This is a genomic window from Streptomyces sp. NPDC001709 (genome assembly GCF_053596375.1).
The window spans coordinates 1-21,745 of the sequence record NZ_JBSFGB010000063.1; the positions used below are offsets into that span (position 1 = coordinate 1).

The 21,745-nt window shown below is 70.7% G+C and carries 19 protein-coding genes and 3 pseudogenes; 9 read left to right on the forward strand and 13 right to left on the reverse strand.

What is annotated here, in order from left to right:
- From ACWC0C_RS44585 to ACWC0C_RS44600, 4 genes and pseudogenes are all read right to left on the reverse strand, one after another.
- Positions 1-334, reverse strand: a pseudogene (locus tag ACWC0C_RS44585) (ZIP family metal transporter); the annotation flags it as partial.
- Between the two features lie 208 nt (positions 335-542).
- Positions 543-1,268: a hypothetical protein gene (locus ACWC0C_RS44590; protein WP_450870626.1), complete on the reverse strand. Its 726-nt coding sequence runs from the start codon at positions 1,266-1,268 to the stop codon at positions 543-545.
- A 13-nt stretch (positions 1,269-1,281) separates the two neighbouring features.
- A complete protein-coding gene (locus tag ACWC0C_RS44595; RefSeq protein WP_450870628.1) occupies positions 1,282-4,683 on the reverse strand; it encodes a HEAT repeat domain-containing protein in 3,402 nt (1,133 codons plus the stop codon).
- Between the two features lie 110 nt (positions 4,684-4,793).
- Positions 4,794-5,210, reverse strand: a complete 417-nt coding sequence (locus ACWC0C_RS44600; protein WP_450870630.1) for a hypothetical protein — start codon at positions 5,208-5,210, stop codon at positions 4,794-4,796.
- Positions 5,211-5,397: 187 nt separating this feature from the next.
- Between ACWC0C_RS44600 and ACWC0C_RS44605 the strand changes: the two genes are divergently transcribed.
- From ACWC0C_RS44605 to ACWC0C_RS44625, 5 genes are read left to right on the forward strand one after another with little or no spacing between them, the layout of a single operon-like run.
- Positions 5,398-6,336, forward strand: a complete 939-nt coding sequence (locus tag ACWC0C_RS44605; protein WP_450870631.1) for an LLM class flavin-dependent oxidoreductase — start codon at positions 5,398-5,400, stop codon at positions 6,334-6,336.
- A complete protein-coding gene (locus ACWC0C_RS44610) occupies positions 6,333-6,887 on the forward strand; it encodes a hypothetical protein (RefSeq protein ID WP_450870632.1) in 555 nt (184 codons plus the stop codon). The genes ACWC0C_RS44605 and ACWC0C_RS44610 overlap by 4 nt, the downstream gene beginning before the upstream one ends.
- On the forward strand, positions 6,874-7,725 hold the full coding sequence (locus ACWC0C_RS44615) for a hypothetical protein (RefSeq protein ID WP_450870633.1): 852 nt from the start codon (positions 6,874-6,876) through the stop codon (positions 7,723-7,725). Before ACWC0C_RS44610 ends, ACWC0C_RS44615 begins: the two co-directional genes overlap by 14 nt.
- Positions 7,722-8,600, forward strand: coding sequence for an ATP-grasp domain-containing protein (locus tag ACWC0C_RS44620; RefSeq protein ID WP_450870635.1), 879 nt, complete (start codon positions 7,722-7,724; stop codon positions 8,598-8,600). Before ACWC0C_RS44615 ends, ACWC0C_RS44620 begins: the two co-directional genes overlap by 4 nt.
- A complete protein-coding gene (locus tag ACWC0C_RS44625) occupies positions 8,597-9,307 on the forward strand; it encodes a hypothetical protein (RefSeq protein ID WP_450870637.1) in 711 nt (236 codons plus the stop codon). Before ACWC0C_RS44620 ends, ACWC0C_RS44625 begins: the two co-directional genes overlap by 4 nt.
- Before the next feature lie 125 nt (positions 9,308-9,432).
- Here ACWC0C_RS44625 and ACWC0C_RS44630 read toward each other — a convergent pair whose 3' ends face one another.
- From ACWC0C_RS44630 to ACWC0C_RS44640, 3 genes are all read right to left on the reverse strand, one after another.
- Positions 9,433-10,683, reverse strand: a complete 1,251-nt coding sequence (locus ACWC0C_RS44630; protein WP_450870638.1) for an ATP-grasp domain-containing protein — start codon at positions 10,681-10,683, stop codon at positions 9,433-9,435.
- Position 10,684: 1 nt separating this feature from the next.
- Positions 10,685-11,917, reverse strand: coding sequence for an ATP-grasp domain-containing protein (locus ACWC0C_RS44635; protein ID WP_450870640.1), 1,233 nt, complete (start codon positions 11,915-11,917; stop codon positions 10,685-10,687).
- A 335-nt stretch (positions 11,918-12,252) separates the two neighbouring features.
- The gene (locus tag ACWC0C_RS44640; protein WP_450870642.1) at positions 12,253-13,137 is read right to left on the reverse strand and encodes a LysR family transcriptional regulator; all 885 of its coding nucleotides are present in this window, start codon (positions 13,135-13,137) and stop codon (positions 12,253-12,255) included.
- Between the two features lie 158 nt (positions 13,138-13,295).
- Here ACWC0C_RS44640 and ACWC0C_RS44645 point away from each other — a divergent pair, with 158 nt between their 5' ends.
- Positions 13,296-13,676 carry a hypothetical protein gene (locus ACWC0C_RS44645; protein ID WP_450870643.1) on the forward strand — a complete coding sequence of 127 codons (381 nt, stop codon included), beginning with the start codon at positions 13,296-13,298 and terminating at the stop codon, positions 13,674-13,676.
- Positions 13,669-15,336 (forward strand): multicopper oxidase family protein, encoded by a 1,668-nt coding sequence (locus ACWC0C_RS44650; RefSeq protein WP_450870644.1) that lies wholly within the window; start codon positions 13,669-13,671, stop codon positions 15,334-15,336. Before ACWC0C_RS44645 ends, ACWC0C_RS44650 begins: the two co-directional genes overlap by 8 nt.
- On the opposite strand, the pseudogene ACWC0C_RS44655 reads toward ACWC0C_RS44650, so the two are convergent.
- The 5 genes and pseudogenes from ACWC0C_RS44655 to ACWC0C_RS44675 form a co-directional block, all read right to left on the reverse strand.
- A pseudogene (locus ACWC0C_RS44655) lies at positions 15,329-16,017 on the reverse strand (alcohol dehydrogenase catalytic domain-containing protein); the annotation flags it as partial. The gene ACWC0C_RS44650 and the pseudogene ACWC0C_RS44655 sit on opposite strands and share 8 nt — an antisense overlap.
- A pseudogene (locus ACWC0C_RS44660) lies at positions 16,009-16,266 on the reverse strand (molybdopterin-dependent oxidoreductase); the annotation flags it as partial. The pseudogenes ACWC0C_RS44655 and ACWC0C_RS44660, both read right to left, overlap by 9 nt.
- 131 nt (positions 16,267-16,397) lie before the next feature.
- On the reverse strand, positions 16,398-16,925 hold the full coding sequence (locus ACWC0C_RS44665; protein WP_450870664.1) for a DinB family protein: 528 nt from the start codon (positions 16,923-16,925) through the stop codon (positions 16,398-16,400).
- Positions 16,922-17,356 (reverse strand): hypothetical protein, encoded by a 435-nt coding sequence (locus ACWC0C_RS44670; RefSeq protein WP_450870665.1) that lies wholly within the window; start codon positions 17,354-17,356, stop codon positions 16,922-16,924. The genes ACWC0C_RS44665 and ACWC0C_RS44670 overlap by 4 nt, the downstream gene beginning before the upstream one ends.
- Positions 17,357-17,417: 61 nt before the next feature.
- Positions 17,418-17,741 carry a MarR family winged helix-turn-helix transcriptional regulator gene (locus ACWC0C_RS44675; RefSeq protein ID WP_450870646.1) on the reverse strand — a complete coding sequence of 108 codons (324 nt, stop codon included), beginning with the start codon at positions 17,739-17,741 and terminating at the stop codon, positions 17,418-17,420.
- A gap of 104 nt (positions 17,742-17,845) precedes the next feature.
- Here ACWC0C_RS44675 and pstS point away from each other — a divergent pair, with 104 nt between their 5' ends.
- Positions 17,846-18,988: a phosphate ABC transporter substrate-binding protein PstS gene (pstS, locus tag ACWC0C_RS44680; RefSeq protein ID WP_450870648.1), complete on the forward strand. Its 1,143-nt coding sequence runs from the start codon at positions 17,846-17,848 to the stop codon at positions 18,986-18,988.
- Positions 18,989-19,076: 88 nt separating this feature from the next.
- On the opposite strand, the gene ACWC0C_RS44685 is transcribed toward pstS, so the two are convergent.
- Positions 19,077-19,694 (reverse strand): TOPRIM nucleotidyl transferase/hydrolase domain-containing protein, encoded by a 618-nt coding sequence (locus tag ACWC0C_RS44685; protein ID WP_450870650.1) that lies wholly within the window; start codon positions 19,692-19,694, stop codon positions 19,077-19,079.
- 298 nt (positions 19,695-19,992) lie between these two features.
- On the opposite strand from ACWC0C_RS44685, the gene ACWC0C_RS44690 reads away from it, so the two are divergent.
- Positions 19,993-21,699 carry a DUF885 domain-containing protein gene (locus ACWC0C_RS44690; protein WP_450870652.1) on the forward strand — a complete coding sequence of 569 codons (1,707 nt, stop codon included), beginning with the start codon at positions 19,993-19,995 and terminating at the stop codon, positions 21,697-21,699.
- The last annotated feature ends 46 nt before the right edge of the window (positions 21,700-21,745 follow it).

The window sequence follows — 21,745 nt, forward strand, 5'->3', positions numbered from 1 at the left end:
CGCCGGGCCCGGCCGGACGCCCGGCGGCGGCCCGGCGCCGGGCGGTCCAGGCGTCGTAGTACACCAGTCCGGCAAGTCCGGCGGTGAGGCCGGCGGCGAGGACGAGCCCACCGGAGGCGACCGTCGCCCAGTGGTGGTCGCTCAGCGCTTCGTCGACCGGTTCCCAGGCATGGGTGAGTACGTCCCACACGAGGAAGACGAGGATGCCGATGGCGACGGCGTTCAGCCCGGCTTTCAGGCGGGGTGTCGGTGTGCGCAGTCGGCCGAGCGGGAGACCGAGGTAGATGGTCAGGCCTGCGATGGCGCCGAGCAGGGCGATATTCGCGCTGGACATGGGAGAGCTCCGGGGAAAAGGCTCTGGGGGCGGCCTGGTGGGGGCAGGCGCCCGTGGGGACGACCCCACCATAGATTAGGCGAGCCTTACCTAAGACCCCCCTGTGGGCTGCTTGGGAGAATCTTGGCAGGCCCGTTGCAAGCCCGTGTCCGGCGGTGACGAGTCGTGACGGCAACGGGCGCCGGCGCCCCCTGGAGGCCCTGCCCCCTCACCAGTAGAGGACCCAGCCGTCGGCATCACGGATTCCGTGCCCCTGCAGGGTGATGCGCCGATCCTCGGGATGGCGTTCGGGGACCGCTGCGATGCGGTGCAGGATGGGCGTGAGTTGTACGGCCATCCTGCCGACCCGGTATTCGTGCCGGCGTCCGGGCCTCGCCCTGTCGATCGCCTCGAACGTCTGGCCGAGGCGCTCCAGCCGGAGCATGTCCGCCTCGGTGATGTCCCAGACGTCCAGGGCGCCACCCCTGCGCGGGAGGGCGAGCGGCAGTGTGAAGGACATCGCCTGCTCGACCGGAGCGAGCGGGAAGGGCCAGGGCAGCGCCCGGTGCTGCAGGTCGAAGTGCTGACTCGGCCTGGGGGCGACAGCGATGCCCTCTCCTTCGAAGACGTGGAAGCCGGGCAGCGCCACCCTCTCGTCGTACCGGGTCGGCATCCTCAGGAGCCCGGCGAGCACATCGGCGACCTGGTCGAGGAGGTCTCCGAAGTGCTCACGGAGAAGGTGGTTGTGCCGGGTGATCCGGCCGAAATACGTCTCCTCCGGATCCTCGGAGGCCAGGACGTCGAGGTAGGTCGCCAGACCGAGGGTGGAGCAACCGACACCCCGCGTCAGCCAGTACGGCCGCAGCTCCTCCAGGCGGTCGCTCACCTCACCGCACCGCTGCTCGTCCAAGACCTCAACATCGACCACGAACGATTCCTCCGGCAGCGGATCCATGTGTCTCCTTGGGTCAGTAGGTGCCGTCCGGGAGCGTCGCGAAGGCTTCGGCGGTGCCGAGGGCCTGCAGGGCTGCCTCGCGCACCCCCTCGTCCGGGTCGTCGTTGGCGCGTTCGCGCAGGAAGCCGGTGGTGGCGGGCAGCCGCGGCCAGCCGAACGCCAGCACGCGCAGTGCGGTGATGCGGGCTCGTGGGGCGGGGTCGCTCAGGGCCACCGACCGGATGTTCTCGTGTGTGTCCGGCTCTGCCTCCCGTAGCCAGGCGCACCAGTTCAGGGCGTTGCGCCTGTTGCTGGATGAGGGATCGGCGGTCATGCGTTCCACGATCAGCCGCTGGACGTCCTCGCGTTCGGGCCAGTAGCGGGCCAGGAGTTGCAGTGCCAGCCAGCGGGGTTCCCGGTTCGGGTCGGTCACTGCCTGGACCAGCAGGTTCCTCACGTCCTCGTGGCCGCTCCAGAACTCCGCCAGCAGCCAGAGCGCCTCTGCCCGCGGTTCCGGATCCGGGTCCGTGACCGCTTGCCGGAACAGCAGGTCCCGTACGGCCTCGCGATCTCCCCCTCGGCGTGCCAGGAATTGCATCGCCCCGCGTCGGACGTCCGGACACGGATCGGCGACCGCTCGCCGGAGGACCAGCTCCCAGGTCTCCTCCTCGTCCCGCCAGCGCCAGATGAGCCCTTCCAGCGCCTGTGCCCGGGGGACCGGGTCCGGGTCGGCCAGCGCCCGCCGGAAGAACAGCTCCCGAACCCCCTCGTGCTCCTGCCAACGCCAGGCCACTACTTGGAGTGCGGCCCGCCGCGCTTCGGGGTGGGGGTCGGTGACCGCTTGCCGGAGCGCCAGTTCCACGACGTCCCCGATGTCCTTCCAGTGGCGTGCGAAGCTGATCAGCGCCTCCGCGCGCGGGGCCGCGTCCGGATCGGATACGGCCCGCTCCAGGAGAAGTTGCCGTACGCCCTGGTGGTTCGCGCGGTACGTGGCCAGCAGTCGCAGGGCTTCCTGCCGTGGCTCCGGGGCCGGGTCGGCGACGGCACGGTCGGTGATGATCTCCCAGCTGTCCTCGCGGTCCGGCCAGTGACGTCGCAGAAGCTCGAGCGCCAGCCCGCGGGAGGCCGGATCGGGTTCGGCGGCGGTCCGCCGGACGACCAGCTCATGGGCGTCTTCGCTGTCCGGCCATCGTGTCGCCACGGACTGCAGCGCTTCTCTGCGCGGTTCCGGGGCCGGGTCGGACACGGCGCGGTCGAACAGCAATTCGCGCACATCGGTGTCGTCCCGCCAGTACCGAGCAAGGTTCCCGAGCGCACCCCGGCGGGCCTCCGCGTCCATCGCGTCGAGCTCACCCAGCGTCAGGTCCCAGAACCGGCGGTCGTTGGGCCATCGTTCGACCACCAGGCGCAGGAATTCCGTACGGCTCTCGGGAGCGGGGTTGTGCGTCGCCAGCAGGAGCAGGCCGTCGGGGGCGGAGTGCACCCCACAGACGATTCCGGGAGCGATCTGGTGCTCCGCCTGGAACTGGCCGCGCAGCAGATACCACCGCAGATAGCGCTTCCGCCCGGGCCACTCGGGGCCGAAGACCGAGAGGGCGGGGAGGATGCTCTCCAGCGCGTTCAGCGCCGTCCAGCCCAGGTGGCGTTCCAGCGAGTCGATCAGGGTGTCCACCACTGCGTTGCTCTGGGTCTCGATGAGGTCGATCCGCTCGACTTCCGCCAGCGCCCGTACGGCGAGGGCGAGCATGTCATGCCGGCCCACTCGGACGTCCTGGGCGTGCAGCCGCAGAAGTGCGTCCACCACTCGTGCGGCGTCCCGCTCGCCCAGCATTCCGACGAGGAGCAGCAGCACCTCGTGCCAGGCGGGGTCTTTCGCCCGGGCTTCGAACACCTCCCGGATCAGCTCCTCCTCCCCCCACTCACGGTCCCGCTGGTAGCGGCGCGCGATGTCGTCGGCCGCCAGGTACTCCAGGAAGGCGCGGTGGACGAAGCCGTAGACCTCGTCGCCGAAGCGGCTGAGGATGAAGTTCCGCTCCCGGAACTGCCGGATCATCTCTCTTGCCGCAGTGACCGCCGTCGGCTTCGGCAGGCGGTAGCGCTGCTCCAGGTAACCGGTGAACACCGCCTCCAGATCGTCGCCGTGGATGTGGTTGCCGGCGATGCCGCCCTCACCCTCCTGCATCCGCCGGGCCAGCAGGCGCAGGAGGGCCCGGCGGTCCGCGTCGTTGATGTACGGCATGTCGGCCTGGCCCGGGTGCGGCAGGTGTTTGGCCTCCTGGTCCCAGCGGGCCACCAGGATGTCCACGGCGTGCCCGTACACGCCCTGCCGGTCACGGGGCAGCGCCCGCCGCCGGCCGATGATCGCCAGAATGGTGAGCAGCAGGGGGTTGCCCGCGAGGTCCCGTACCGGCCTGGAGGACTCCACGGCGGCCATGATCCGCTCTTGCAGACGGGCCGCCAGCTCCGGATCGCCCGGGCAGACGGCGGGATACCAGTGCTCCGTGAACTCCTCTATCTGCTGTGCGGTCAGGTCCTGGATCATGTAGTGCCGGAAGCCCGCCGAATCCAGGGTCGTCCGCTGGTAGCCGATGGTCCGGGACGTCACCACGATGCGTGCGCGCGGGTACCGCTCGGCGAACGCGGCGATGCGCCGTCCCGTCTCGGCCCGTACCTCCGGCTCGAACAGCTCGTCCAGACCGTCGAAGATCACGAGCATCCGGCCCGAGGGCAGCAGGGTCTCCAGGACACCACGCGGCACCGACATCTGCTCCAGGGTGCTGAGCTGATGGAGGTACTCCTTGAAGGACCGGTCGCGCCACCGCTCGTCGGCGTACCTGCGCAGTTCCACCACCACCGGCACCCGGTCGGCCAGCCCGGCCAGTTGCTCCGGCACGGGCCCGCAGGCGAGCGCCAGGGTGAGAAAGCGGGCGAGGGTGGACTTCCCGGCCCCGGGATCGCCCAGCAGCACCACGTGCGGCTGCTGCGGATCGGTCAGGACCTGCAGCGACTCCACCCGCGGCCGGTCCCGGTAGGCCAGGCGCATGCGCTCCATCGACTCCTCGTCGAGGCCCGGCGGGAACTGGCCTCGCGGCTGTTCCCCGGCATGGCCTGCTTCCAGCCGCTGCCGCAGTTCCCTGGGCAGTTCCACCGGCGGCGGGTCTGCACGCAGCAGCGGCGGGACGAAGACGGACTGGAGCTCCACCGCCGGGTGTTCCCCTTCCTGGGAAGGGATCAGCACCTCCAGGTCCAGCCGTCCCAGTGACGAACGGACACGCGCGGAGTACCGGGCCAGTTCCTGTGCGATCTCGTCCTCACCGGGCGGCGGCTCGAGGTCGGCCACGTAGTAGTTGTTGTTGTTGACGACGCTGTCCTTGCCCAGGGCGCTACTGATGGCGTGCGTCCCGACGGCGATGGATCCGGCGCCGTCGGCCCTCACCCGCGGGGATTCCCGGGTGGCCGGGACGGGTTGCGTGATCGCGCCGGCCGGCGGCTCGCCGGCACCCGGGCCCTGTGTGCGTCTGCGGCGCCGTAACCAGCTGAACGTGATCACCGGCCGTCGACCTCGCTTCCCTCGCCGAGGGTGCTGCTGGTGACGTCGCCACCCGCGGCGAACGCCCCGCTGCCCTCGGCCAGTACGGACCCGGCTGCGGCTGCGCCGGCCGCCGGAGCGGTGGGCCGGCCCGTGACCCTGCTGTTCGCCCCGACCGCGCTGTTGGTGACGTTCCCGCCGACGCTGATGGCGCCGTCTCCTTGCGCCCGTACCGTCGCCCGGTCCGCACGGCGGAGCGTGAGCACGGAGAGCGCCAGCCCGACCAGACCGGTGGCCGCCCCGGCCAGACTCGCCATCCGGTCGGCGGTGTCGAGGTCGACCAGCACCGCGACCAGCACGAGCCCCGGCACACACAGGGCGCAGAGCACCGCCGCCACCATCGCGATCCTGGCCCGTCCTGATGCTGCCGTCATGTCCAGCCCCCTCTCCCCCGGGCCGAGCAAGCCCCACGCCGGCCCCCGACCAGGATCGCCACAATGCCCGCAATGTGTCGAGACGGACGGAGCGCATATACGCCCAACTACCCCCCAGTGCGCCCATTGTGACGCCCCGTCGCCGGATGTAGTCTCGCTGCGGGGTCCGGGTTCGTCACCGGGGGGAATGATGAAGGTCGGCCTGGTTCTGCCTCTCGCCGAGTATCCGTGGCGACAGCCGTCCTACGGGGAGATCAGGGCACTCGCCCTCCAGGCCGAGGACTCCGGCTTCGATTCGGTCTGGGTCTTCGACCACCTGCTGTTCCGCGAGGCCCGGGGGCCGAGCGAGGGTATCTGGGAGTCCTGGACGGTGCTGTCGGCCCTGGCCGAGGCAACCGATCGGGTCACCCTCGGCACCCTCGTGCTGTGCACGGCGTTCCGCAACCCGGCGGTGCTGGCCAAGATGGCCGTGACCCTCGACGAGGTCAGCCGTGGCCGGCTCGTCCTCGGCCTCGGCTGCGGCTGGCACACCCCCGAGTTCGAGGCGTTCGGCATCCCCTTCGACCACCGGGTCGACCGCTTCGAGGAGGCGCTGCGGATCATCCTCGCGCTGCTGCGGACGGGCCGCGCCGACTTCTCCGGCCGGCATCACCGGCTGCGTGCCGGAGAGCTGCGTCCCCGCGGTCCGCGCCCCGGTGGTCCACCCGTCCTGGTGGGGGCGCACGGGCCCCGGATGACCGCACTCGCGGCCCGGTACGCCGATCTGTGGAACGCCTGCTGGTTCGGTTCCCCGTCGGGCGCCGAGGAGACTTTGGCCCGAGTCAGGGAGACCTGCCGGAAGGAAGCACGCGATCCGGCGACGCTGGGCTTCACGCTCGGTGTCAACGTCCGTGTGGGGACCGGCACTTCGCCCGGCCCTGACGGGCCGCCACCACCGGACGCCGACATCCTCACCGGCTCACCGCAGGACGTCGCGCGCGGCCTCCTGACGTACGCAACGCTCGGCGTGGACCACGTGGTCCTCAACCTCAATCCGCACCACCGGGACACCCAGCGGCAACTGGCCGCGGCGCTACGGCTGTACCGCGCGGCGCCCCCTCCGACGACAGAAGCGGTGAACACATGACATGGACCGTCGACGAGTCACGGGTACGGCCGTTCCTCACGGCCGCCGAGCGGCACGATGTCCCGGCACTGCTGTGGAGCACCCCGCAGCCGGGCCGGGCCTTCTCCGAGCAGGAGGACACCACCGGCGTACCCGGTGAAGGCCGCCCGCCCGAGGCCCGGAAACGTTTCAAGGACTTCAAGGACTTCAAGGACGGCAAGGACCACAAGGACGGCAAGGACGGCAAGGAGGCCAAGGAAGTCAAGGAGATGAAGGAGGTCAAGGACAACAAGGACCGGAAGGACACCAAGGACTCGAAGGATACGAAAGACTCGAAGGACGGCAAGGACTTCAAGGACGGCAAGGACAGCTTCGACGGCGCGATGGCTCCGCCGGGTCCGGCCGCCGTCCCACGGCAGCAGCAGGAGCCGCCGGGCCTCGGCCCGGCCGGGATGGCGCAACGGTTCGCGGCAGCCGCGGAGTTGCCGGGCGACAGCCCGGAGGAGGCCGCCGACGCACTGCGGGCCTCGCGCATCAACCGCCTGCTGAGGAGGCGCGGTGTCGTCATCTGAGGTACTCGGCGGCGAACCCTCCGGACTCGTCATCGTCGCCGACCCCGAGGACCCGGTCGCGATCGACGTACGGGACTTCGTACGGGACAGCGGCCGCGAGGCGGCGATCCTCGACGTGTTCGACGCCGCTCAGCTGTTCACGGTCACCGTCGACGGCTCCACCGCCCTGGTCGAGCCCGCGCTGCCGATGTTCCTCCGGCTGCCCGCCGCGCCATTGCGACGGATCAGCTTCGACGCCGAGTTCCAGCTCAACGAATGCCTGGCCCACCTGTGGGCCGTCGCCGCCCTGACCCCCGCGCCCGTGATCAACCGCCCGGAGCCCGGCGGCCTGGGCACCCGCGTGTCCGCGTCCGCGGCACTCACCGAACTACGAGCAGGTCTGCCCGGCGGTTCGCCGGAGATCTTCTCCTCCCGGCCCTGCGGGCCACCCGGCGAATCCGGGGACGGACAGGGGACCCAGTGGTGGGTCCAGGACCTCGACTCCTGGACCACACGCCCCTGGCCCGACCCCGCGGACGACCTCGCGCCCTCGGCAGACGGTTCCGGCCCCTACCGGGCGAGATGGTCGGACCCCGACCCCCTCTTCGAGAGTGTGGTCGTCCTCGGCGACCAGGCCTGGCGCAGCAGTCCCATCGATCTGGACCACCTCGGTCTGCAGGAGCGCAGCACGGACATCGTCGCCCGGCTCGGACTCCAACTCTCCGCCGTGGTCTGGCGGTTGTCCCCCGACCTCGCCCAGGCACGGCCGGTCCTGGTGGAGCCGTTCCCCGACGTGGAGCAGCTGCGCATGGTGTGGCTCGGGCTCGGACCTCAACTCGTGAAGGTGCTGTTCCCATGATCTACGCGGTCGGCCTCGCCTCCGAGAGTACCTTCGCCCACTTCACCGCCACGGCACAGGCCCGGGGCGTACCGGTCCGGGCCATCGACCTGCGGCAGGCCGTCGAGGCGGGCGACTGGCGCCTGGTCGTGGGCGGGGACCGCTCGGCGCGGCTCGGCGGTCATGTTCTCGACCCGGAGGCGTCCTACTACTGCCGCCTCGCCGATCTGGCGGCCCTCCAGCAGGACCGTGCGTCGGCACAGCGCTGGCGCTGGCTCACGGCGGCGCTCACGGCCTGGCTCGACCACATCCCCGGGCTGGTGGTCAACCGGCCCTCGATCCGCTCGGACAACGGATCCAAGCCGCTCCACGAACTGTCCTTGTCGCGGGCCGGGTTCCGGGTGCCCGCGAGCATCACCAGTTCGTCGCCGCAGCGTCTGCGGGCCTTCGTCGAGGCCGGCCCGACCCTGGTCAAAGCGATCTCCGGCGTACGGGCCACCAGCAGGCTCGTGACCGCGGGCGACCTGACCGGCTTCGAACCCGGGCAGGGCCCGGTGCACCTCCAGCGGTACGTCGCCGGCCGGGACGTCCGCGCCCATGTCGTGGGTGACCGGGTGCACGCCGAGGAGATCGTCTCCGGCGCGGTGGACTACCGGATCGACCAGGACGCGGAGTTCACCCCCTGCGAGCTGCCCGGACAGCTCGCCGAACGGGTGGTCCGGCACACCGCCGACCTGGGTATGGCCTTCGCGGGCTGGGACTTCAAGGTCGCCGGTGACGGCACCCACTGGTGCCTGGAGGTCAACCCGATGCCGGCGTACGACTGGTACGACCGACGGCTCGGCGGAGCCATCAGCGCGTCGCTCCTCGGGCTGCTGCAGGGGGTCGGCCCGTGATCGACTCACTGACCGTGCTCACCGGACCGAGCAGCGCCGCACTCCGCGACGCCGTGCACGGCCTGCGCCGGCACTGGACTCCCCGCGGTCCGGAGCCGGCCGCCTTCTTCACCCTGGGCGCGCCCAGCTACCTCGACCTCGCACCGGACCCGGAGTCCGGCATCTACGAGAAGCGGGCCGAGACCTCACGGCCACTGCTCGAGAACACCTTCGGGCGGCTGTACCGGCACCTCGCGGATGTCCTCGGCGCGTATCTCGGCGCGCCCGTCCACTACCCCGAGCACCTGGCGCTGCCCGGCTTCCATGTCTGGCTGTCCGCCGCGGTGTTCACCAAGCCGACCGCACCCATGCACTTCGATCTGCAGTACCGGGCCCTCTCCTGGCCGCCCGGGACGGACCTGAAGCGGCAGATCTCCTTCACCCTGCCGGTCCGGTTGCCCGCGGCAGGCGGCGGCCTGAACCTATGGGACGTGAGCCACGAGCAGTTCCGGCGCGCACTGGAGAAGGGCTGGATCGAGTCCGTCGCCGACCTCAAGCGCTTCCACGCCATGCGGTACGTCCCTTATACGGTCGGCCACATGGTGATCCACTCCGGCCACACACTGCACCAGGTCGCGCCCAGCACCCGCGTCGAGCCCGACGACGAACGGCTCACCCTCCAGGGACACGGGGTGTGGTGCGACGGGCGGTGGCTGCTGTACTGGTGAGCCTGTCACTCGGAATGAACTGTCCGCTGACGCCAGGGAGGGGACGAGGCCGCGGAGACGCGGCCGGCGCGGCCACAGGCCCGGCAGGGCAGCGCGGCGCGGCGATCGTCCGCTGGTGGGGATGCTCACCGGCCCGTGGGGGTCAGGAGGCGGCGGATCTTGTTGAGCATGGGGGCGGGGATGAAGCCGGTCTGAGCGCACAGGGCGGTGAGTTCCTTCACCGTCCGCTGTTCGTCCCCCGGGTTCACGGTGAACGTGAGGATGCCGCCGTGGTTGTGGCCGTCGATGATGAGGTCGTGGCAGGTGACTAGGTCGACACGCGCGCGGAGTTCGGCGAGCAGCGCGGGGGTGGGGTTCGCGGTGAGGCACTCGATCGCGAATCGCTGGGCCGGGGCCTCGGTGTGGGTCGGCCAGACGCCGCCCAGGATGTCGAGCAGAGCGACGAAGGTGTTGAGTCCGCCGGCGGCGATGGAGAGGGTGGTGGCGCCGCCGATCCGGGGGTTGATCTCCAGGACGTGGTAGACACCATCGGCGTAGATCATGTCGGCGTTGACGGACCCTTCGACCCCGAGTTCCGTGCACAGGTCCACGAGGCGCTGCGCGGTGGGCCGGAAGTCGTCGTCCCGGGCAGGGGCGACGTAGCGCAGGTCTTCGAACGTGAAGGCGGGTGGGCCTCCCGCGGTGCCGGTCCAGACGAGCGGCATGACGGTGTGGTGGCCGCCGGCCCCGACGATGTCGACTGAGCAGAGCCGTCCGCTGACGCACTTCTCCAGGACCGCGTGCGCCTTGGGGCGTGCGGCCAGGTGACCATCGAGGGCGGGCGGGTCCGGGATGAACTCGATGCCCATGCTCGTGGAATCCCACAACGGCTTTGCCAGGAGCGGAAATCCGATGTCCCGGGCGGCGAGGCGTACGGCGTCCGGGTAGGCCGGGACGGGCAGCGCCCTGTCGTTGAGGAGGTCGCTGTCGACGAGGACGGCGGGCGGGGTGGGGATGCCGTGTGCCTCAAGTACCCGCTTGGTCTCCCACTTGTCGCACAGGACGCGCGTGGCGGCGAGGGGAGTCATGACGGTGCGGATGCCGAGGTCCTCGAGTTTGGTCTTGACCACGGCGTCACGCAGGGCGTTCTCGTCCGGCAGGGAGATCGCCACGGCGGCGTCGGCCCCCCAGGCGCGTACGCGCTCGACGAACTCGTCCGGTGTCGCGGCGGGGTCGAGACGCTCACTCGTACCCGGGAACAGATCCGGGCCGCAGTCGCCGTGGGTGTGGAAGAGGCGGGCCTCGGCGCCCATCCGTGCCAGGGCGGGGGCGATGCCGTGGATGTAGGGGTCGGCGCGCCGGATGTCGGCGGACCGGAGGAAGGCGATGCGCTGCATGTCAGCTCACTTCTACGCGGGTGTGGGCGAGTGCGTGGGCGGCGTCGGCCTTGACCTGCGCGGGCGTGGCGGCGGTGAAGAGCAGGTGGCCGATGCGGGCCGAGACCTCGTGGGCGCTGCCGACGGCGGCGCCGGGTGGTGTGGTGATGTCCTGGTCGACCAGGGCAGCGTGCCGGCCGAGGGTGGTCACCCCGTGGAAGGTGCCGGCGCGCGGCGGGGTGAGGAAACGAATCGCGCACGCCCCTTGCCGGGGAGCGGGTACGTCCGGCTTCTCGTCGAGGACGGCCTGCAGGTAGGCACGGGCCTCGTCGATGCCGGAGGCACGGCGTACGACGTCCACGAGGTGGTCCCCGGGCAGGTGGGCGCCCACATCGATGACGACCGGGCCCCGGTCGGCAGAGATCTTGAGTTCGGTGTGGGCGACGCCGTTGCGGATGCCGAGCGCCCCGAGGGCCCGTTCGACGGCCGTCCGCACGGCACGGAGGTCGTCGGGCCGCACCGCGGCGGGACACGTGTGCCCCGTCTCGGCCGCGCAGGCGCCGCCGGTGGTGTGCTTCTCGACCAGGGGCAGGTGGAAGTACTCGTCACGCCAGACCACGGTGTCGAGGCTGAACTCGGGTCCGGGGACGTACTCCTGGACGACGACACGCTGATCCGTCGGCAGGCCGTGCGGGGCGGTGATCGGCCAGGACTGGGCGTGCTGTACGGCGCCGTCGAGCTGTTCGGGGCTGCCGACCACGCTGACGCCCCAGGAGCCGCCCTGCTCGGCGGGTTTGACGACGACCGGGAATGCGATGCCGGCGCGGCCGAGGGCATGTGCCGCCTGTCCGGCCGTGTGCGCGCTGATCGTTCTCGGCGCGGGCACCTGGCCCGCGCGCAGCGCCTGGGCCATCTCCGCCTTGTTCCGGCACGCCTGGGCGCGCCGGGGGTCGTTGCCGGGCAGCCCCAGGCGCCGGGCGAGGTGGGCGACGAGCGGGGTGAAGAACCCCCAGCAGCCGGCCACCGCGTCGATCCCCGTCGCCTCGGCGAACGCGACCAGGTCCGCCAGCGCCCGGACCGGTTCGGTGAGGTCGGTGAACACCGTGCCGTGGATCTTGTCGCGCAGAGCGGCGGGGTAGTTCTCGTAGACGTCCCCGTGGGTGGCGACGAAGACGCGCGCGCCGAGTCCACGCGCGGCATCCAGCACATAGGGGCCCGAGTTTGCGAGTGCTTCGATCAGCAGGATGTTCGTCACGCCGTGCAGTAGACCGCACTCGCCGAGCCGGGTCCATGAACGTAACAACCAGAGCAGGGCGGCGATTTCACAGCAACGGTTGTAGCAAGCTCCAGCCTCCGGCCGGGGTGGTTGCCCTAGGGGTTGGATTTGCGGAAGCGATCTCTGCAACAGCGGAATGGCGCGGTGATCGTCGGGCACGCCTTGCCCGTCGCGGTCGGCCGGCGTGGTGACGGCGGGCGAGATGACCGGCGCGGTGCCTGCCGCTCCCGCTCCGCCCGGGCCCCGAACGTGCGGGTCGCAAGCACCTCAAGAGCGTGCTCGCGGCCCTGAAGGCCGCCGACCGGGCGTGATCCTCACCCGGCCGTTCCGCCGCCGCTCCAGTCCCAGCCTGCGATCGCGTCGCGCATCAGCCCGGCCGCGGCCGACAGGTGGCCGGAGGCGGGCCGGACGAGGGTGAGGGTGCGGCGGCAGTCGGGGCTGTCGATGTCGACCCAGGCGACGGGGACGCGGTCGGCGAGGCGGCGGGCGAAGGCCGGGTTGAGGCCGATGCCGAGCCCGGCACCGATCAGCTCCTGGATGGCGCCGGGCTCGTCGCCCTCGCAGACGATCCTCGGCACCAGGCCGCGTCCGGCGAAGAGCCGGTCCAGCAGCCGCCGCAGCCAGTGGCCCTGACGGGTCGTGATGAAAGGCTCGTCGGCGAGCTCGTCGATGCCCACCGAAGCGCGGTCGGCCAGCCGGTGGCCGAGTGGCACGGCCACGACCACCGGCTCCTCGAGCAGCCGGATGGTCTCCAGCTCCAGGTCATCGGCGGGAATCGGCTGCGAGGCGACGCACAGGTCGACCTCCTGGGCGCGCAGTCGGCGGGCCATCTCCTCGACGGGCATCTGGTGGAGTTCGATCTCGACGGACGGGTGGGCGCGCTTGAAGGCCGCGAGCGGCCCTGTGAGGGCGAGGAAGGTCTCCGAAGCGAGGCGGACGGCGCCGAACCCCTGGCCGGCGGTCTCCGCAACGGCCCGCCGCCCCGCGTCCAGTTCACCGAGGGAGCGCTCGACGTGGGCGCGGAAGACCCGCCCCGCGTCGTTGAGCCGCAGCCGTCCGGCCCGGTCGAAGAGCGGGGTGCCCAGCTCGGCCTCGAGTCGGGCGATGGTGCGGCTCAACGACGGCTGGGCGATACGCAGTTCTCCGGCGGCGCGGCTGAGGTGCTCCAGGCGTGCCACCACCAGGAACTGCCTGAGCATGGTGAGATCCACGGCCCCGCCCCCGCTTTCCGTCGTCTTCGGCTGTCATGCCCGTGGAGTTATAACGGCATAGCAATATTGATCTTAGACAGCATAGACAACGCGCAATAGCGTCGAAGGCGTTCCCGCTTCGAAGAGAGAAAGGGAGGGGATGCCACATGACCACCGCAGTGCTGCGGGCCGTCGTCAGCGCGCACCTGGTGGCGATAGTCGGGCAGCCCGTGTTCGCCGGCATCTATCTCAGCGGCGTCTACGACGGCCTTGGTTGGCATGCCATCGGCGCCGACGTCGTCACCTCCCTGGGGTATGTGCAGCTCATCGCGGCCGTCGTCCTGTGGGTGCGACTGCGTCGGGCCTGGCCGTTCCTGGCGACCCTGGCGCTGGTGGCGGCCGAGACCGTGCAGTACTTCGCCGGGACGGCGGGCGCGCTGTGGCTGCATCTGCCGCTGGGGGTGATGACCATCGCCGGGCTCGTGGTGCTGTTCATCGCCGTATGGCGCCGTCCGGTGCCGGAAGGGACGGAGGCGCGGCATGCGTGAGCGCTCTGCCTTGTGGGCGGATGATCTGACGCGGCGCCGGGCGCTGGGTATCGGCGGGGCGCTGGGACTGCTGGCGGCCGGGGGACTCGGGGCCTCGGCAGCGCTGGCGCGCCATCCGTCCCTCACCGGCGCCGAGCTGCGCAGCGCGGTGCCGCTGCCGCCCGCGTTCCGGGTACCGTTGCCGCTCCCGTCCGTGCTGCGGCCGGTCGACGTCTCGGGCGGCGCCGACCGCTACGAGATCACCCAGCGCGCCGCCGACCTGGAGATCCTGCCCGGGGTGCGGACGCCGATGTGGACCTACGACGGCACGTTTCCGGGGCCGACCATCGAGTCGCGGCGCGGCAGGCGCGTCACCGTCGCCCACCGCAACGAGCTGCCGGTGCCGACCGTGGTGCACCTGCACGGCGGGCGGACCCGCCCCGAGTCCGACGGCTACCCCACGGACCTCGTCCTGCCCACGGGATGGCCGGACGACGGCCATGCCACGCACGGGATGCACGGCATGCACGGGATGAGCGGGATGGGCGGGATGAGCAGGATGGGCGGCACGCCGTCCACGGCGTCGATGCACGACGGGCGGGCGATGACGACCCGGCTGACACGGGAGTACACCTACCCGATGGAGCAGCGCCCCACGATGCTCTGGTATCACGACCACCGGATGGACTTCACCGCGCCCGCGATCTGGCGCGGCCTGGCCGGGCTGCACCTGGTGCGCGACGCTGCCGAGGAGGCCCTCGGCCTGCCCTCCGGCCCGCGCGAACTCCCCCTGATGATCGCGGACCGGGCGTTCGACGCCGACGGCAACCTCGCCTACCCCTCCCTCGACCCGACCTTGCGGGAGCGGCCCGGCGTCGACGAGCACTACACGGCCGGCGTGCTCGGTGACGTCATCCTCGTCAACGGCGCGCCGTGGCCCGTTCACGAGGTCGACGCGGCCCGGTACCGGTTGCGTGTCCTCAACGCCTCCAACGCCCGCCACTACGAACTGGAGGCGGTGGCGGACGACGGGCGGCGGCTCGATCTCGTCCAGGTCGGGGCCGACCAAGGGCTGCTCGCGACCCCCGTCATCCACCGGCGGCTGCCCCTCGCCCCGGCCGAACGCTACGACGTGGTCATCGATTTCGCCGACGTGCCGGTCGGCGGCAGCGTCCGCCTCCTCAACCGGCTGGGCTCCGGCCGCACCCGCGACGTGATGGCCTTTCGGGTCGCGCGCCGGGCCGCCGACGACAGCCGGGTCCCCCGGGTCCTGTCCACCGACCTGCCGCGCTGGCGCCGCTCGGAGGCCGCCCGGGTGCGGGAGTTCGCGTTCCGAGCCGGGCGGATGGACGGCGGCCGGGGCTGGCTGATCGGCGGGCTGCCGTTCGACCCGGCCCGCGCGGACGTCACCACCAGCCTCGGCGATGTCGAGGTGTGGCGGCTGATCGCGGACGTACACCATCCCGTGCATCTGCACCTGGTCGGCTTCCGGATCCTGTCCCGCGGCGGACACCCGCCGCTCCCCCATGACGCGGGCCTCAAGGACACCGTCTCGCTGCGGCCCGGCGAGTCGGCGGAGATCATCACCCGCTTCGACGGCTACCGGGGCCGCTACCTCTTCCACTGCCACAACGCCGAACACGAGGACATGGGCATGATGGCCAACCTCCACGTCACCTGAGTACAGGCTTGATCGTCTTGCCGGCGCTCATGTCCCGCACAACCTGGTCGATGTCGGTGAAGGGATAGGTGCTGATCAGGCGGTGCAGCCGTAGCCGCCCTCCTTGACCAGCTGCACGAGGGCGGGGATGAAGGTCTGCGTTTCACTGTGCCCCAGGGTGAGACCCACGATCCGCTTGCCGGACAGCAACCCGTTGACGTCCAGGGCGACTTCAGTGCCGAAGGGCGGGGCGCCGACCACGACCAGGCTGCCACGGGCGGCGAGCGCGTCGGCACCCTGGCGCAGTACGGCGACATCGCCCGTGCCGACCCCGGTCTGCACACCGCAGCCGAGCGGGGCGACGGCCTAGAGCGGCACGTCGGGGTCGACCTTCACCAGGCTGCGCCGGTCCACCACCGCGTGTTCGGCGAAGGAGGACGGGCCGAAGAAGTGCCCGCCGAGCGCGATGCCGTCGCGGCCGATGGTGCTGGTGCCATCGCCGCACCGGCCGCCGACCAGGTTCAGCGGCAGCCAGGTGGCGCAGTACGCGGGGTGTTCGTCACGGCAGTTGCGGCAGCCGTCGCAGGAGGTGCAGGACAGCACGACGTGGTCGCCGAGCCCGACGCCGGTCACGTCCGGGCCGACAGCCTCGACCACCCCGGCCCCCTCGTGGCCGAGGACACCGGGCGGCGGGAAGGGCAGGCGGTCCTTTCGGCGGGTGGGATCGAAGGCAGGCCCCGCGTCCGTGAGGACGTCGTGGAGGAGCGGTCCCGTGAAGCGGTGGTGCTGGACGCCGCTGGTGGCGCACTCGAACGCGACCTCGGCGCGGTGCTGGGGTCAGGCGAGAAGGTCGGGCACCGTCAGCCGGGCCGGACGGGCCAGGTCGCCGGTGAGGACGAGTTCCGCCACCTGGCCGGTGGCCGTACCGGCAGCTTCGAGGGACTGGCTCACGGGCTACCACCTCCCGGATGACCGTACCCGAACTCCCGTCATGTAGAAACGCAAATGCCATGCCAACACATGGATGATTCAGCGCATGCGAAGTGACAGAATACTATCCCCTCGCATCTGCGGCAGTAGTACTAGCTCAGGACCAGCCAACGACGGCCGTCAATGAGCTCGCGGGCTGCGTCGAGGTGGCCGGCGTGGCACGCAGTCTCGGTGATGACGTGCAGCAGGACATCGCGCAGGGTGTGCAGGTGCGGTTCACCGAACAGGTCATGGGGCCACCAGGCCAACGGGGCGTCGGCAGGGGTGGCGGTGATGACGGCATCGGCGAGTTCCGCCTCCTGCCGGTATCGGTCGAACACGTCGATGGCCGGCACTTCCGGGGCCACCTTCCACGCCTCATCACCGTTCGTCAGGCCGCGGATGACCTGCCCGTCCCCGGTGACGACCGCTCGGAACCAGAATCGCTCCACATCCAGCGTGAGGTGCGGGACCAGCCCCAGGCAGTGCCATCCGGATGGCAGCACGGGCCGTCGTAGGTCCTTCGCGTCGAGCCCGTCGAGGATGCCGAGGACGTGGCGCCGCTGTCCGTTCAGGCTGCGGAGAAGCGCCCCGACCTCACCACCTGGCGTTCTTTCGCTCAAATTTTCGGTCACGGTCAGCCAGCATTCCCGAATCCCTGCGGCCGTGCAGGGAGTTCCCCGATACCCGGGACACGCAGTCGACCGAAGTCCAGTGGAACCGTGGATACGGGCAGCCGCCGGCAATCACCTTCCGCTCCCACGTCGCATCGCCGAGACAACTTGCGAGGAGGTTCAGCCTCGCCCGTCGGCGTGCTGCCAGAGTGCTGGTCGACGAAGGCGTCGAAGTCGCCGAAGTCGGCGGTGCCCGGCTGGCCCGCGTGGTGGCCCACCAGCTCGACCCACGCACGGCTGACGGTGGCGTTGTACTTCTGCGGGGCGCCCGCGAATCGGGCGGTGCGCTGGATACCGTCGCTGATCAGGTCCACCGCCGCGGCGGTTCCATAGCGGCGAACGGCCAGCCAGGTCAGGTGAACGTGCTGGCGGTGCCCGAACCGCTCGGCAGTGGCCATCACCTCCCCATCAGCCCCGTGAACACCGAAGTCCGGTCATGCGCATCGTGTTCGTTCGTGCTCATGCCCCCTCCTTGATCAACGCATCCAGAACGGCGTAGAAGTCGGCGATCGCTTCGGCAGGCAGTCCGGCCAACGCGCGGCTCTCGAGGTCAGCCAGCGCCTGCCTGATCAGGGCTGCCGTGGCGCGTCCGGACTCGGTCAGTTGGATCAGCACCGAGCGGCGGTCACCGGCCCGCGTGCCCCGGGTGATGTGCCCGCGTCGCTCCAACCGGTCCAGCACGCCGGTCAGCGTGGTGGGACGCGTGCCGACAGCAGCACCCAGCTGGCAAGCTCCAGTCTCCGCCTGGATGGACCCAGTCGTCAGAGCGGAACACTCCGGCATCGCGCCCGAACCTTAATCACTGAACGCAATCACATGATTGCGTATAGTTACCATGGTGTCTTTCCGTGCAGGCCTCGCTGCTCATTGAGGAGAGCCGAAGAGTGATGCTTCAGCCAAAGAGTGGACTGCGCGGCCTGGCGGTCGGTGCGGCGGTTGTCTCCGGTTCCCTGCTCCTGACGGCCTGCGGCTCGAGCGGCGGCTCCCGGCCCGCCGGCAGAGCGTCCATGCCCGCATCGTCCGCCACCGCCGGTGCCGGCGGTGTCCATTGCGGCAAGGCGGCCACCGTGTCGGCATCCGGCTCCACCGCCCAGGAGTTCGCGATGAAGGTCTGGATCAGGAACTACACGCGGGCATGTCCCGATACCCGGATCAGCTACGAAGGCAACGGCTCCGGTGCCGGCCAGACCGATTTCCTGAACGGCAAGACCGCCTTCGCGGGTTCCGACTCCGCACTGAGCGCCGCCCAGATCACCCAGTCCAAGAGCGTCTGCTCCCATGTCGGTCAGGCCGTTCACCTGCCGACGGTCGGCGGCCCGATCGCCATCGGCTTCAACCTGCCGGGGGTCAGCAAGCTGGTCCTGGACGCCCCCACACTCGCCAAGATCTTCGACTCACAGATCACGAAGTGGAACGATCCGGCGATCACGAAGCTCAACCCCGGTACCAAGCTGCCGTCGACGCCGGTCCAGGCGACGCACCGCTCCGATTCCTCCGGTACGACGGACAACTTCACCTCCTACCTGAGCGCCACCGCACCAAGCGCCTGGCCCTACGGGCACAACAAGGAGTGGGCGGCCAAGGGCGGCCTGTCCGCCAAGGGCTCCTCCGGTCTCGTCGAACAGGTGAAGAAAACCGTCGGCGCAATCGGCTACGCCGAGCTGCCCTATGCAATCGCCCACAACATTCCCACGGTGTCGATCGCCACCGGCGCCCCCGCTCCGGTCGACGCCAGTGTCCTCACCGCGTCCAAGGCACTCGCCGGTTCCACGATCGCCGGCAGCGGCGACGACCTCGTACTCAAACTCGACTACGCGACCAAGGCCCCGTACGCCTATCCGATCGACCTGGTCACGTACGAAATCGTCTGCGACAAGGGCAACAAGCCGGCGACGTGGCCCGCCACCAAGGCGTTCCTGACATACATCGCAGGCGCCAAGGGCCAGGAGGACCTGAGCTTCGAGGGCTACGCGACACTCCCGGCCACGATCGTGGAAAAGGTCCGCAGCAGAATCAACAACCTGTCCTAGTGCGGGAGCCTGCGGCAGTGGTGTCCCCGACTGTGGTCGATGATCCGGTGCGAGCAGCAAGTTCGTGGCCGAACACGTCGCCCAGCGGTCAGAGGGTGGCGAGCAGACCGTACAGCGGGCCGGGGACTCGGTCGGGGTCGAGGGCCTCGGCGAGGACGCGGCCGTAGTGGATCTTGCGCCCTTTCTTCGTGCCGAAGAAACGCCGCAACTGCTGTTGTGAGGTGCGGCCCTGCTGCGCGGGCTGGCGCAGGAAGGTCTGCAGTGCACGCAGATCGCCCTCCGCCCGTACGAGCTCCTCCACCCGTGTCACGCCGAGCGCGCGGATGAGCTCGTCCTCCAGATCCGCCGCACAGACGAAGAAGCTCTGCTGTGCCGCGCTCGCCCTCTCGAAGCCGCGGGCGTAATAGCGGCGTTCCCTCTCGTCGCACAGTCCCGTGAGGCGCAGGCCCAGGCCGGGTGGCCCGAGGAGGCCGGCGAAGCGGCCGACGTTCATCGCACCGCCCATCGACAGGACGGACACTCCTTCGGCCGCGAGGTTCCGGCCGTGGCGCGCGGCCAGCGCGTTGACCGCCGCGACATCGCTCGGCCCTTCCAGCAGCACGACCGCCCGGACAGACAGCCGCGCGGCCAACTCGCGCGCGGGGTCGCCGGAGCCACCGGCCGCCCACGCGGTGACCGCCTCCAGGAACGCCCCCATGTCCGCCATGGGACGAGCCTGCGCCCTTTCCGGCCACCATGCCAGGGAATTTCCGTCGGCGCGTCGATCGACGCTGGGCGAGGGTCCGACGACGGTCCGAATGCGCTCTGACGCCTTCCTGCGACTTGCGGCCGGCCGCGCGGCTGCTGCCGCTCGTGCCAACGTGACGGCAGAGGCGAGTTCCAGAAGAGCGAGAGTAACTGACGGGTATTCAGTTCGGCTGCGTTCTGGTTTGCGTCGGCGTGCGGTCTTGAGCGGCCGAAAGCCGCCCCGGGGCTGCTGACACCGTCGGCGGCGGTACGTCAGCATGAGGGACGTGTCCGAGACTGCGAGCACCCCGCGCCGTATCGCCGACGACCATGTCGCGCAGGTCGCCGACCTCGACCCCATGATCGCGACCCGACTCGGCCTGCACCCCGAGGACGCCCGGCAGCCGGATCTGTCCCCGGAGGGCTTCGAGGCGCTCGCCGAGCTGGCCCGGCGAACGCTGTCCGCGCTCGACGCCGCCGAGCGGCACGCCGAGAAGGACGGCGTGGTGTTCGAGGACTCCGAGCGGAACTGCGGCCGGCTGCTTCGAGAGCGGCTCACCGCTGAACTCGCCCTGCACGAGGCGGGTGATCACTTTCGAGAGCTGCGCAACGTCAACTCGCCCCTGCACAAGGTGCGGAGCATCTTCACCCTGATGCCCACCGACACGGACGAGAACTGGGCGAGCGTCGCCGGGCGGCTGCGCAACCTGCCCGGCGCGCTGGACGGCTATCGGGCGACCCTGACCGAGGGCATCGCCCGCGGGTTGCTGTGCGCGCCCCGCCAGGCCCGGGCGGTCATCGGGCAGCTCACCGCCTGGACCGGCGAGGACGCCGGCGGCGCGAGCTGGTTCTCGACGTTCGTGGACGCCGGTCCGGAGCGGCTGAGGCCGGAGCTGGAGGCCGCCGCCGACCGGGCGACGGCCGCGGTAGCCGGCTTCCGCGACTGGCTGCGCCGCACCTACCTGCCCGCCGCGGACGGCACTCCGGACGCCGTGGGCCGCGAGCGCTACCTGCGCTCGGCCCGCTGGGCCAACGGAACCGATCCGGACCCGGCGGAGGCCTACGCCTGGGCCTGGGAGGAGTTCCACCGGACGGTCGCCGAGATGCGGGCCGAGGCCGGGCGGATCCTTCCGGGCGCCGGCGTCCGGGAGACCATGGACCACCTGAACCGGCACGGTCACACCGTCGTCGGCGAGGAGAACATCCGCGCCTGGCTCCAGCAGATCATGGACGAGGCGATCGACGCCCTCGACGGCACCCATTTCGACATCTCCGGCCCACTGCGCCGCGTCGAGACAGTGATCGCACCCCCGGGCAGCTCGGGCGCTCCTTACTACAACGGCCCCAGCCTCGACTTCAAGCGCCCCGGGCGCACCTACCTGCCTACGCTGGGCCAACAGACCTTCCCGACCTGGGAGATCGTGAGCACCTGGTACCACGAGGGCGTCCCCGGCCACCACCTGCAGACCGCTCGATGGACCGCCGCCGCAGACCGCCTGAGCAGTTACCAGATCACTCTCGGGGCGGTCAGCGCCAACAAGGAAGGCTGGGCCCTGTACGCCGAGCGCCTGATGGACGAGCTGGGCTTCCTGACCGACCCCGCCCGCCGCCTCGGCTATCTGGACAAGCAGATGCTCCGGATCATCCGCGTGATCATCGACATCGGCATGCATCTGGAACTCGCCATTCCCGCCGATTCCGGCTTCCACCCCGGCGAACGCTGGACCCCGGACCTCGCCACCGCGTTCATGGCCGCCCATCACGGCAGCGACACCGCCCGCCGTACCAGCGAGATCGACCGTTACCTCGGCTGGCCCGGCCAGGCCATCGGTTACAAACTGGGAGAGCGCGCCTGGCTGGAGGGTCGTGCGGCCTCCCGCCGGCGACTCGGTGCCGGTTTCGACCTGCGGACCTGGCACATGAACGCACTCACCCAGGGCTCGCTGGGCCTCACCGACCTGGTCGAGAACCTCGCGTCGCTGTAACGGTGCGTCTCATGGCACGGCGGCGATCACGGCGGAAACGACGGCG